This is a genomic window from Pseudomonas koreensis (assembly GCF_024169245.1).
GTDB lineage: Bacteria > Pseudomonadota > Gammaproteobacteria > Pseudomonadales > Pseudomonadaceae > Aquipseudomonas > Aquipseudomonas koreensis_F.
The window spans coordinates 528,721-541,726 of the sequence record NZ_JALJWP010000001.1 but is presented as its reverse complement, the minus strand read 5'-3'; the positions used below and the strand labels follow the sequence as shown (position 1 = coordinate 541,726).

Here is a 13,006-nt window from a genome sequence, read left to right as displayed (position 1 = left end):
GTCGGCGAGTCATTGCGGGTAGTTGATTTTGTAACGCGTACTGCGTCCGCCGCCCGGCAAGCGTCGCAGGCAACCTTTCTCCAGTAACTCGGCGAGATGTCGGGTCGCGGTGGCTTTGGACACTTTCGCAACAGCTTGATAGTGCCCGGCACTCAGGCCCTGTTCGAAACCGCGCTCACCGCCGTCGAGCAAGCGATTGAGCACCTTGATCTGCTCCGCTGAAAGGTCGGATTCGCGGTGCGCCTGCCAGAAGCGAGTCTTGCCCAACACCGAGTCTATCCGGGTGATGGCTTGCTGGAGGCTGCGCAGCAGTGTCTGCAAAAACCAGGTCAGCCATTCGGTGATATCGAGCGTGGCCTTTTGGCTGGATTCCAGAATCCGGTAATAACCGGTTCGATCCTCGAGAATGCTCGCGGACATGGCGTAGAAGCGGATCGCCTGCGCTTCGCCCTGAGCCAGTGCCAGATCGGTGATGGTGCGAGTCAGACGACCGTTGCCGTCATCGAAAGGATGCAGAGTGACAAACCAGAAATGCGCAATGCCTGCGCGCAACAGCGGATCCACCGAAACCTGGTCGCGGCTGGCTTCGAACCAGTTCAAGAATCGCTCGATTTGCTGTTCCAGCCCTCGGCGCGGTGGCGCCTCAAAGTGAACCGTTGGCCGGTCGAGCCGTCCGGACACCACCTGCATCGGTTCGTCGCCGCGCAAGGTACCGACGAGCATTGGCCGCGCGTTGAACATCGTTTCCTCGGCGGGGAAAAGCCAGCTGTGCCATTCCAGCAATCGGGCCAGAGTCAGCGGCTCGTCGAAGCCATGGGTGGCATCGAGCATCAATTGCGCCAAGCCCTCGCTACGCTGGCTGACGCTATCGCGATCAATCCATTCCAGACCCAGGCGCCGGGCCAGAGAAGAACGCACGGAGCCGACATTCAGTTGCTCACCTTCGATGGCGGAGGAGGTGACGATGTTCTGAAGCAACGCATCGAGCTCGCTCTGTGCGCTCATCGAATCGCCCACTGAGCCGGCCATTCCCAAGAGTCGGCCCTGTGTCTGCACGCACTCGCGCAGCAGCGGTGCGAGGCGCTCGGCTTGCCAGTTGAAGTCAGGCCAATCGGGTTGTTGCCAGATCCAGTGCGCGGTCATCGATCATCTTTTCCTACATGCGTGAGCCGAATAACAGCGCTATTCGGCTCATTTGGTGAGCCGAATATGCCGGCTATTCGGCTCACCGTCTACCTGGCGGCGCAATTCCTACAGCAATCACACATGTATCCGATTGTTAAAAAACTGCCGAATCGCTACTCTTCGCGGCTTCTACGGCCCGACTGTTGCGGGTCATTCAGACGAAACGCAGTTCACCGCTGTGAAGTACCGAGGATCGGGTGCAAGGTTTCGTTCAAGGCATGGCAGGAGGCGTCACATGCGTTCATTTCTTTTGCTGCTGATTGGCCTCGCCTGCGCGTCTGCGCTGTGGGCCGCGCCGACTGCGCAATTGTCCGAGCCGGTCGGCGGCTGGCGTTATCACGGCTTGCTCGATCGCTCGGAAAATCCGCAGGTCGCCTACCCGACGCCGCCGATCGATCGCGGCATCCAGCGCAATCGCACGATGATCCAGGGCCAGCTCAAGGCCCTGGGGCGCATGCGCCCGCCGCACAGCCTCGCCGTCAACGGCAATCCATTGAATTTGTACACCGACGATCAGGGGCGTTTCGCCCGGCCTTACGCATTCGGTGCGGGTTCCAATAGCGTCGAAGTGATCAGCGCCGAAGGCCAGTCGCTCAAGCGCGTGCAATTTTATGAAGCAAATAATCTGCGCACCCCGGCGCGGATTCGTCTTGTCTTGGGATGGGACGACCCGAAAGCCGAGCTGGATCTGCATATTGTCACCCCCGACGGTCAGCATGCCTTTTGGGCCCGGCCGGCGCTGAGCAATGGCGGCGGCCTCGACCCGGATGGCGTCGACGGCCCCGGCCCGGAAATGTTCACCATGACCGCGCCGCTGCACGGCACCTATCTGGTCTACGTCAACTATTGGGGCAACTACGGCGATGGTGGCTATAACTTCGAGGAGACCAGCAACCAGAACGAGGTGATCACCTCGCAGATCACCCTGGTGCTCAACGAAAACACCGTCGACGAAAAACGCGAAACCTTCATCGTGCCCCTGCGGGCGATCGGTGATCTGTTGCTGGTCAAGACTTTCAACTATTAAGCATCCCGCCACGGATGAACTCGGATGTTGTGAACATGAGCGATAACACTGTGACTCCAGCTGCCGCGACACCCGCGGCCAAACCTTCGCGGCGCTGGCCGCTGGTCGTGCTCGGCCTGTGCCTGGTGGCCGGTGTGGCGGGCGGTTTCGGCTGGCTGCTGCTCAAGCCCAAGGCGCCGCCGGCGGCACTTGCCAGTGACAAGCTCGGCCTCGGCCGTCCGGACGCCTTGCTCGAAACCCGTTCACTGAGCCAGTTGCCCAAGGATCTGCTGACGGTGCCGTTTCTCAAGGCGACGCTGACCGAGGATTTCGTTTTCTATTACGAAACCCATGCTGATCGTCTCGGCCTGATCGGCAGCTTGCGGCGGATCATCTACGAGGATGACCTCAAATTGCAGGACAGCCTGATCGAGCAGCTTTTCGATCAACCGGCCGATGTCGCGTTGTGGCGCGGCGCTGACGGTCGCTTGAAGGATTTCCTGCTGGTAATGGATCGCGGTGGCCTGGCCAAGCTGCTCGAGCCGCTGGCCAAAGTGGCGCTGGATGACGCCCAGCTCAGCGTCTTCGGCACTCTCAAAGTCGGCAGCGACGAAGTGCCGCTGTATCAGCTCAGCTACAACGCGAGCAAGTCGCTGCTGTTCGCGTCCCGTGGCGACAAACTGGTGGTGCTGTCCAATCCGGCGAAATACTACGACCCGGAAAGCGGCGTCTCGGAAGAGTCCGGCCACGTTTCGGCGCCAGCGCTGGCGGCGTTGCTCAATGGCGAAAAGCTTTTTCCCGAAGCGTTCGGCCTGCCGGCGAAAACCCCGGAAACCAAGCAGCGTCTATCGGTCAATTCCAGCGTCCTCGCCATGGGCTATCAGCGCTTTATCCCGAACTTCGCCGGGTTGCGTTTCGACATGGACGACAAGGGCTGGCACAGCTATCTGGCCATGGATGAACTGGAAAACCAGCCGGACTTCGATTTCAAACCGGTCTGGCAAGCGATGCCGCTGGGGGCGAGCGCTTGCGTGACCCTGCCGGTGGCGGCCGAACCGCAGAAGCCGATCCTGATCAAACTCGGCGCCGACGAAGCGGTGGCGCAGACCCTTACCGAACACGTCGCAGGCGCGGCGGGCCTGTGCTGGTACGCCGACTCGCGGCTGTACACGCCATTGCTGGTCGCCAGCCTCAAAGACGAAGACAGCAGCAAGCTTGATGGTGATTTGGGCAAACTGTTCGGTTCGATGGTCGGCGCGTTCGAAGCCAACGTCGCCGAGAAAGTATTCCCGGTGATCGACAAGCAGGAAGGCCAGAGCCATGTGTGGCAGCGTCAGGTCAGTTCCAGTTTCGGTCCCTACGCGGCAAAAACCGCTGAAAACCCGGAGGCGATTTCCGGCAAGGCGTTCATGAACGTCAGTCTCGCCCGTCATGGTTCGACGCTGCTGTTTTCTCTCGACGACAAACTCGTCGACAAAGCCCTCGGCACCCTCGACAAGCGCTTCCCGCCGATGGCCGACGTGTTGCCAAAAGACGTGCTGATGCCGATCTATTTTGGCCCGGACGCGATGGCGCAACTGATGCAGCGCGAAACCCTCGACAGCCTGCCGCAGGACATGGAGCCGGTGTTCTACAACGCTGCGCAAACCTACCTGATGCCGAAACTGCGCACCCTCGGCGGCTACGGCAAATATGCCCTGACCCTGCCCGAAGGCAGCGAGCCTGACGGCCACTGGCAATGGCTGCCGCTGGAATGGAAAGCGCTGTGACCGCACTGATCCGCAGCCTTGGCCTGCTCGCGATGCTGCTGAGTGCAGGCGCCCGCGCGGTTGAAGCGCCAGCGCTCGATCCGGCGCAATCGCAGATCTTTCGCGCCTGGTTCGTGCGTATTGCTCAAGAGCAACTGAGCCAGGGCCCGAGCCCGCGCTGGTATCAGCAGGATTGCGCCGGGCTGGTGCGCTTTGCCGCCAACGAAGCGCTGAAAGTCCATGACGACAAATGGCTGCGCAGCAATGGTCTGTCCAATCGTTATCTACCGCCGGAGCTGGCGCTGAGCGACGAGCAGCGCAAGCTCGCGCAACAGTGGCAGCAGGGCGGCGGCAAGGTGGGGCCGTACGTCAACGCGATCAAACTGATTCAGTTCAACAGCCACCTGGTCAGCCGCGATGTGTCGCAGGCCCGGCCCGGTGATCTGATGTTTTTCGATCAGGGCGACGACCAGCACCTGATGATCTGGATGGGCCGCTACATCGCCTATCACACCGGCACCACCACCCCCACTGACAACGGCATGCGTTCGGCAAGCCTGCAGCAACTCATGACATGGAAGGACACCCGATGGATACCCGACGCAGCCAACCCCAACTTCATCGGCGTCTATCGACTGAACTTTCTCTCCCAATGACCGGTGCCCGCATGTTGCGTATCTGTTCGCGAATTTCCTTGCTGTTGGCGTTGCTGCTGCCGTTGACCAGCGCCAATGCCGAAGACTCGGTGGAGCCGAGCAATTACACGCCGGTGGCCGGTGAGAGCTTCTTCCTGCTCGCCGACAGCAGTTTTGCCAGCGACGAGCAGGCAATGGTTCGCCTGGAAGCACCCGGTCGTGACTACCGGCGCTTTCGCATGGAGCCATACGGCGGCGCCGACATTCGCGTGTATCGCATCGACAAGCCGCTGGACTTCCTCAAGCGTCAGAAGAACCTGCACCGCGTCGTCAGTGACGGCCAGTTCAAGGGCGAGGGCCTGTCCAACACCCTCGCGTATCTGTGGGACAACTGGTATCGCAAATCCCGGCGGGTGATGCAGCGTGCCTTCTCTTACGAGTCGCGCAAACAGGTCACCGAAGAAGTGCCGGAGCTGAAGATGGGCGAGGCCATGGTTGCGCCGACGCCTTACGACGCGCAGCCGCAATTTGCCTTGATCCCGGGTCTGCCGGTGGTCAGCCAGTTCCGTTATCCGCTGTGGCAGGCCAAGCCGATTCAGCCGCCGGCCGGGGTCAATCTGGCCGGGTCTTCAAGCGATTTCGTCAGCGTCACACCCGGCAACGTCTACATTCCGCTGGGTAATCTGAAGCCCGGGCTGTATCTGGTCGAAGCGTTGATCGGCAAATACCGCGCGACCACCATGGTTTTCGTCTCCAACACCGTCGCGGTGAGCAAGATTACCGGCGATGAACTGCTGGTCTGGGCCGCGCGCAAGCATGAAGGCAGCTCGGTGGCGAAGGTCAATGTGCTGTGGACCGACGGCCTTGGCGTGATGAGCAGCGGTGCTACCGATGCCGACGGTTTGCTGCGCCTGAAACACGTCAGCCCGGAGCGCTCGTTCGTCATCGGCGAGGACGAAGAGGGCGGCGTGTTCGTCTCGGAAAACTTCTACTACGACAGCGAAATCTACGACACCAAGCTCTATGCCTTCACCGATCGGCCGCTGTATCGCCCGGGCGATTGGGTGTCGCTGAAAATCGTCGGACGCGAGTTCAAGAATGCCCGGGACTCGGTGCTGCCGGGAGCGGCGGATGTCAGTGTCAGCGTGCTCGATGCCACTGGTACCGAACTGCAGACCCTCGACCTGAAGCTTGATTCGAAAGCAGGTACCCAGGGTCGCTTCCAGTTGCCGGATAACGCCGTGGCCGGTGGTTACGAGATCCGTTTCAACTACAAGGATCAGGCCTACAGCAGCGCCTTCCGGGTGGCTGAATACATCAAGCCGCACTTCGAAATCTCGCTGAATCTGGCCAAGCAGGACTACCGCACCGGTGAGCCGGTGAAAGGCAGTCTGGTGCTGCTCTATCCGGACGGTAAACCGGTGGCGAACGCCAAATTGAGCCTGAGCCTGCGCGCCCAGCAACTGTCGATGGTCGACAACGAGCTGCAATACCTCGGGCAATTCCCGGTGGAATTGACCAGCACCGAACTGACCACCGACAGCAAGGGTAACGCAACTCTCGACCTGCCAGCCGCCGACAAGCCGAGCCGCTACATGCTCACGGTGTTCGCCAGCGACGGCGCGGCGTATCGGGTCAAGACCACCAAGGAAATCCTCATCGACCGCGGCGCGGCAACTTTTCGCTTGAGCGCGCCGCAGCGTTTCAGCGCGGTCGGTGACAAGGTCGCCTTCAGCTATGCCAACGAGGGCGGTAGCGAGCAAAGCAAAGCGGTGACGCCGAGCAGCTACGCCTGGGTACGCCTGGAAGACCAAAGCAGCGGTGAAGGCAAACTCGCTGCAGCTGACAAAGGTTTCAGCCTCGCTTTCGAGCGTCCGGGCACTTACAACCTGACGCTCAAGGATCAACACGGTCGCGTCCTCGGTGCCACCGGCCATTCGGTCACTGGAGACGGTGTCAAAGCGGTGCCGGGCACGGTGGAAATCGTCCTCGACAAGCCCGAGTACAAGGCCGGCGAAGAAGCGCTGGCGCTGATCACTTTTCCTGAGCCGGTCAGTGATGCACTGCTGTCGCTGGAGCGCGACAAGGTCGAAGCCACCGCGCTGCTGGCCAAGGGCGGTGACTGGCTGAAACTAGAAAAACTCAGCGACACCCAATACCGCGCGCGCATTGCGGTTAAGGACAATTTTGCGCCGAACCTGACCTTCTCCGTGCTCTACACCAAGGGCGGTCAGTACAGCTTCCAGAACGCCGGGATCAAAGTGGTCGCGCCGCAAATCGACGTGGCGATCAGCACCGACAAAACGGTGTACCTGCCGGGCGATACGGTCACGGTCGACCTGACCACGCAGTTCGCCGGCAAAGCCGTCCCGGCACACTTGACGGTCAGCGTGGTCGACGAAATGGTCTACGCGCTGCAACCGGAAGTCGCGCCGACCATCGACCAGTTCTTCTATCACCCACGGCGCAACAATGTGCGCACCAGCGCCAGCCTGTCGTTCATCAGTTACGACGTGGCGTTGCCGGGCAGCCCCGGCGCACCGGGCAAGGCCAACCGCAGCGAACGCGGCGTGAAAGTGCTGGAACGTCCACGCCGTGAAGACGTTGACACCGCGGCATGGCAGCCGGAGTTATTGACCGGTGCCGACGGCAAAACCCGTTTCACCTTCAAGATGCCGGACTCCCTGACCCGCTGGCGCATCACCGCCCGCGCCATCGCCGATGACGGCCAAGTCGGGCAGAAGAAGCAGTTTGTCCGTTCGGAAAAACCGCTGTACCTGAAGTGGAGCGGGCCGAGCAAATTCCGCAAGGGCGATCAGCCGCAACTGGGCGTGTTTGCGTTCAGTCAGGCAGAGAAAACAGTCAAGGCTGAATTGGTCACGCACTACGCCGGCGCCGAACAGCGCTTGCCGGTGACCCTGAACAGCGGCATCAATTATTTGCCGCTGCCGGCGTTTGCCCTGGCCTCTGGCGAGTGGACGGCGGAGCTGGTACAGGACGGCAAAGTCGCCGATGCCCTGGTTGTGCGCTTGAGTGCCACCGGTGAAGGCTGGCAAGTCACCCAGACGCAAAGCCTTGATGTGGTCAGCGGCGATACACCATTGAGTTTGCCGGCTGATGCCACGGATATTCGCCTGCGTCTGGATGACAGTCCGCAAGCGCTGTTCCGTTCCGCCCTCGATGATCTGCTCGGCTACCCGTACGGCGGCGTCGAGCAGACGGCCAGTCGGTTGCTGCCGCTGAGCATCGCTTATCCATCGCTGGCCTCGAACCCGCAGATTCGCGATCGCTTGCGCCTGATCATGCAGAACAGCCGCCTGCGTCTGGTGCAAATGGCCGGGCCGTCGGCGAGCTTCACCTGGTGGGGCTACGACGGCGAGCCGGATGCATTCCTCACCGCCTACGCCTATTACGCCGACTGGAATGCCAGCCGCGTACTCGATCTGACCCTGCCGCCGGAGCACTGGCAGCGCGTACTTGAGGTTTACGCCAAGCAGGCACCGAACACGCCGTTGCTGCAACGGGCGCTGATTCTGTCGTTCGCCAAACAGATGCAGTTGCCAGTGAACACGCTGCTCAGCGGTCTGATCGAGGATCTGGCGAAGGCCGGTGAAGGCAGTGCCGAAACCTTGCTCGACGACGGCCAGGACAGTCTGGTGATGAGCGATCCGGATTCGGCGCTCGGTCTGGCAGCGGCGCGGGTGCTCACCGCATCGTTGGCCACGCAGGCGAAAGTTGCTTTGCCGGAGGCGTTCAATCGTCAACTGGGGGCAGCGCAACAGCGTCTGGCGGTCAGTTCGCAGCCAGTTGTCGAAGCGTTGAACCTGTCGCTGCAACCGTTCGATCAGGCCCGTGCGACGGCGTTGCTGCAACGTCTGCTGCCGCAGCAATCGACGCTGGAACGTGCGCTTGCGCTGACCTGGCTGCAACGCAGCATCGCCCAGGCGTCACCGACCATCGCGCTGATGCCCGGTGAAGGCTGGAAGAAAAACTACGGCGCCAGCGGCGAGATGTACTGGACATGGCAAGGCGCGACGCCACTGCCGAATGTGCTGAGCGTGTCCGGCACGCAAGAGCGTCCGTTGCGTGCCGCGCTGAGCTTTCAGACTCAGCAGCCGCAGATCGATCCGATGGCCGTGACCATCACCCGGCGCCTGTCGAGGCTGGTGCCGGGCGACGAAGCGTTCACCTTCAAGCTGGAGACGGTCGGCACGAAGCCGCTGTCCAGCGACAGCCTGTACCTGGACGAGGTGATCCTCACCAGCAAAGCGCCGAAACCGCTGCGCTACGGCATGCTTGAAGTGCCGCTGCCACCGGGCGCCGATGTTGAGCGCACGACGTGGGGCATCAAGTTGCAGGGCAAGGACGGCACCGAACCGACCGCGCTGGAGAAGGCACGTTTCGAACCGGGTCAGTTGGCTTATGCGGTGCCGGTCGATGCGCTGAGTGGCGAATTGCGCCTGCGCCATCTGGTGCGCTTCTCGCAGAAAGGCCAGTTCAACCTGCCGCCGGTACGCTTCAAGCAAGTCTATGCGCCGCAGCATCAGGCCCAGGAAGCGAAAGCCGCCCTTGGTCAGGTCACGGTCAACTGACATGCGCCGGCCGCTGTTGTGGCTGTTGATGTGTTTGATGCCTGCGCTGGCGACAGCGCAGGACGAGCCGTTGCGCGTGGCCTATCAGGGCGAGTTGTTGTCGTTGAGTCAGACGCAACTGATCAAGCGGGAACCGTTGCCAGCGTCGCTGGATGCGCCGCTGGGCAGTCTGTGGAAGTTGTTCGTCTACGCGTGGCTGGTGGATACCGGTGCGCGGGAACCGGCGTATGAATGTCGCGGGCAATCGAAGGAAGAGGTTTATTGCTGCGCGGCTGGCGGCAGGATCGAGCGGGATCAGGCCTTGGTGAAATCCTGCGGGTTGTATTTCGACCCCGCGCGGTTGGGCATTGCAGCGGCGACTTGGCGTGAGTATTGGCAGGCGCGGCAGGCGCCGTCATGGTTGCTGGATTTGCCAGCCCTGCAACCGGCAACAAGAGTCTCGATCGCTGAATTATTGGGTGTTCTGGCGTTGCTGCCAGCGCAGGATCAGCTGCGTCGCGTGTTGCTCGATGTCGTGCTGAACGCGGCGGACGGCAATGTAGTCGGCGAGTTGGGCGGGCGTTTGCGGGTGAAAACCTGGAGCTGGCTCGGCGACCAGGATGCGCAATCACGACAAGGCGGATTCGCTGGCTGGACCACCGATGGCGCACCGATCTGGGCGGGCGGGCGCGGCACCAGTCAGATGGTCCTGCGTCACTACGGCCAAGCGTTGGCCAGCGTATTGCCGACGGCTTGGCCGGTGGACGCGGGGCGTTGCGTGGAAGTCAGGCTGTTCTCGAAATATCCGGTTTCCAAGGTTTTGTCCGGTGACCGTGTCGCCACGTCCGGGCCAATGCGCGGCGACTATCGCGTCGAATTTGCCAACGGCAACGCACTGGATATCCACAGCGACGGCGAACTGTTTCTGCTCAATGACAAACTCGTCGCAAGGCTTGATCGCGAAGAATATGTCGCCCGCGTCCTTGAGCGCGAAGCCAGACCGGAACCTGCCGAAGCCGCCAAGGCGCTGGCCGTAGCGATCCGCACTTATCTGCTGCAAAACGCCACGCGCAACGGTGATTGCCTGAGCATCGATGACAGCAGCAATCGCCAGCGCGTCGCCCCGCGCCCAGCCTCTGCCGAGTCACGCAACATCGCGGTGTGGACGGCGGATCTGGTACTGGCCGGCAGCACCGTCACCTATCACTCCGAGCAACCCGGCCCGGACAAACTCGCCTGGCAGCAAGCCGTCGAGCAAGCCAACGCCGGCCAGCGCTACGACGCGATTCTGCTGCACGCCTATCCACGCGCCAGCCTCAGCCGCTGGGACAACCCGGTCGCCTCCTGCGAAGCATTACCCGCCGCGCAAGACTGGCTGCAAAAGCAGCGACGCGGCTGGCGTCCGAGGCTTGAAAGCGAAACCGGCTACAACGAAGTCAGCACTTTCGCCGTATGCAGACTCGCCTTCGGCCGGCCCTTCGTCGACCGCGAGCGTCAGCGCATTTATGTGCGCGGCGTGCTGAGCCTGCAGGATCGCCTCGATCTGACCCACGAATATCTGCACCTGGCCTTTGAAGCACACCCCAACGGCCAGGATGAAACCTACATCGAAGGGCTCGCCCGTCACCTTTTGCTGGAATAGACCATGACACTCCGTTATCCACAGGTCTTGCTGCTGCTCTGTGCCCTCAACGTGCTGCCGCAAGCATTCGCCGCCGATGGCGTCAAACTCGACACCCCGGTCGGCGGCTGGCGCAGCGGCGCACCGCAAGGCGAGGGCGAGAGCTTCCGCCAGACTGTCAACTACCCGGCCTCGTCGGTCAACACACCGCTTGGCCAGGCCAATACCGCCAGAATCAGCGGCCAGATCAAAGCCGTGCCGAAGAACAACGAACCCGGCCGCCTGATCGTCAACGGCGTCAGCATGCCGCTGAAAATCGACCCCGCCGGCGGCTTCGATCGCCCGTTCTCCTTCCCCAACGGCAGCAACAGCGTCGAAGTGCGCAGCGCCGACGGCCAACAACGCCACCGCACGCAATTCCTCAACGCCCGCGGCGGCGCCACCCCGGCCAAACTGCGCGTCCTGCTGGCCTGGGACAGCGACGGCACCGACCTCGACCTGCACCTGATCACCCCCGACGGCGCCCACATCTGGTACGGCAACCGCGTAGCACCCAACGGCGCCGCCCTCGACGTCGACGTCACCACCGGCTACGGCCCGGAAATCGCCGCCATGCCCGCGCCGATCGAAGGGCAATATCTGGTGTATGTGAATTATTACGGCGGCGGATATCGCGGAGATGACGGAGGTGGGGATGAAGCGGTGCAGGCGCTGACGACCGCGCAGGTGACGGTTATCACCGAAGAGGGCACGCCGAGCGAGAAGATGGAGACGTTTGTAGTGCCGATGCGGACGGCGGGGGAGTTGACGTTGGTGAAGTCGTTCAGTTATCCGTGAGGGGACTATTGCCAAGCGGTCTGTTGATAAATCAGTTGGCAGATACTCACTCCGTCATTGCGTGATACCCAGACGGATCGATAGGCTGCCAGCTCAGAATTCGAGTGCCCAATTCGCTACACTTCTCCGCCTTTTTCGGTCTGTCACCTACGGGCTAATCCAATCGCAACTCAAGATGTCGAGTGAAGAAAAACCTGATTTATTTATAAAACGTTGAAGCGCGTCCTTGCCATGCCGTGCAATATCACCGGCATCCATTGATGCCGCCAGCGGAATAGAAATTGAAAGAGCTGCTGGTCGAAGAAAGGGTTGAGGTATGAGCACAGATAACGTTGACCGCAACACTTCACAGTTCATCATCTATCAGAGTGAGGATGGGCAGACCCGGCTGGACGTGCGTTTTATCGATGATTCTGTCTGGCTAACACAAGCCCTCATGGCAGAGCTGTTCAGTACGACGCCAGAGAACGTGCTGATTCACCTGAAAAATATCTTCAACGAAGCCGAGCTTGATCAAAATTCAACCACTAAGGATTTCTTAGTAGTTCGCCAAGAAGGTTCGCGTCAGGTGAAGCGCAATATCAAGCACTACAATCTTGATGCCATCATATCGGTGGGTTATCGCGTACAGAGCCGTACAGCAACTCGCTTCCGCCAATGGGCGACGCGGCAATTGCGCGAATACATCGTCAAAGGCTTCCTGCTGGACGACGAGCGCTTGAAAAATCCCGATCAGCCCTTCGACTATTTCGAGGAGTTGACACGGCGCATCCAAGATATTCGCACCAGTGAAAAGCGCTTTTACCAGAAGATAACCGACATCTACGCGACCAGCGTTGACTACGATCCGACCGAGGATGCCAGCATCGGCTTTTTCAAAACGGTGCAAAACAAGGTGCACTGGGCAATTACCGGGCAAACCGCAGCCGAGATCATTCTTCACCGCGCAGATAGCACTAAGCCTCATATGGGGCTTACCAGTTGGCGTGGAATCAAAGTGCGTAAACAGGATGTAGCCACTGCCAAGAATTACCTGACGGCCGATGAACTCAGCGCCTTGAATAATCTAGTTGAGCAATATCTCGTTTTTGCTGAGGGTCAATCCATGCGCCGGATCCCTATGACCATGGCTGACTGGGTGAGGAAACTCGATGGTTTCCTGACGCTCAACGACCGCAACATTCTTGACAATGCCGGCAAAATTTCTCACGACATAGCCAAGCAGCATGCTGAGCTGCAGTACGAGCAGTTTCATCATGCGCGCCTGCATGAAGAGACCAATGTCGCAGACGGACGCTTCGCTGACATAAGCCAACTTGCTCGCCAGCTATCAGGCAAGGCCTGTAATAGAGATTGATAGCCGAACAGCCTCCGATACTCGAGAAAGAAAATGCGCTTCGCTT

Annotated in this window: 8 protein-coding genes; 7 read left to right on the top strand and 1 reads right to left on the bottom strand. The window is 60.7% G+C overall.

Going from position 1 to position 13,006, the window contains the following annotated elements; translation table 11 throughout:
• Nucleotides 1–9: 9 nt before the first annotated feature.
• The gene (locus J2Y90_RS02495; RefSeq protein ID WP_253496206.1) at nucleotides 10–1,143 is read right to left on the bottom strand and encodes a Fic family protein; all 1,134 of its coding nucleotides are present in this window, start codon (nucleotides 1,141–1,143) and stop codon (nucleotides 10–12) included.
• Between the two features lie 277 nt (nucleotides 1,144–1,420).
• On the opposite strand from J2Y90_RS02495, the gene J2Y90_RS02490 reads away from it, so the two are divergent.
• The 7 genes from J2Y90_RS02490 to J2Y90_RS02460 all read left to right on the top strand — a co-directional run bounded on the left by J2Y90_RS02490 (nucleotide 1,421) and on the right by J2Y90_RS02460 (nucleotide 12,960).
• Entirely contained in the window at nucleotides 1,421–2,212 is a 792-nt protein-coding gene (locus J2Y90_RS02490; protein ID WP_253496204.1) for a YfaP family protein, read from the top strand.
• A 35-nt stretch (nucleotides 2,213–2,247) separates the two neighbouring features.
• Nucleotides 2,248–3,960, top strand: a complete 1,713-nt coding sequence (locus tag J2Y90_RS02485) for a DUF2138 domain-containing protein (RefSeq protein WP_253496202.1) — start codon at nucleotides 2,248–2,250, stop codon at nucleotides 3,958–3,960.
• Complete coding sequence (locus J2Y90_RS02480; protein WP_253505031.1) at nucleotides 3,945–4,595, top strand: DUF1175 domain-containing protein; 651 nt, start codon at nucleotides 3,945–3,947, stop codon at nucleotides 4,593–4,595. The genes J2Y90_RS02485 and J2Y90_RS02480 overlap by 16 nt, the downstream gene beginning before the upstream one ends.
• Complete coding sequence (locus J2Y90_RS02475; protein WP_253496200.1) at nucleotides 4,592–9,166, top strand: alpha-2-macroglobulin family protein; 4,575 nt, start codon at nucleotides 4,592–4,594, stop codon at nucleotides 9,164–9,166. The genes J2Y90_RS02480 and J2Y90_RS02475 overlap by 4 nt, the downstream gene beginning before the upstream one ends.
• Nucleotide 9,167: 1 nt before the next feature.
• Complete coding sequence (locus J2Y90_RS02470; protein ID WP_253496198.1) at nucleotides 9,168–10,787, top strand: DUF2300 domain-containing protein; 1,620 nt, start codon at nucleotides 9,168–9,170, stop codon at nucleotides 10,785–10,787.
• A 3-nt stretch (nucleotides 10,788–10,790) separates the two neighbouring features.
• Complete coding sequence (locus tag J2Y90_RS02465; RefSeq protein ID WP_253496196.1) at nucleotides 10,791–11,603, top strand: YfaP family protein; 813 nt, start codon at nucleotides 10,791–10,793, stop codon at nucleotides 11,601–11,603.
• Between the two features lie 316 nt (nucleotides 11,604–11,919).
• The gene (locus J2Y90_RS02460; protein ID WP_253496194.1) at nucleotides 11,920–12,960 is read left to right on the top strand and encodes a virulence RhuM family protein; all 1,041 of its coding nucleotides are present in this window, start codon (nucleotides 11,920–11,922) and stop codon (nucleotides 12,958–12,960) included.
• Nucleotides 12,961–13,006: the final 46 nt, after the last annotated feature.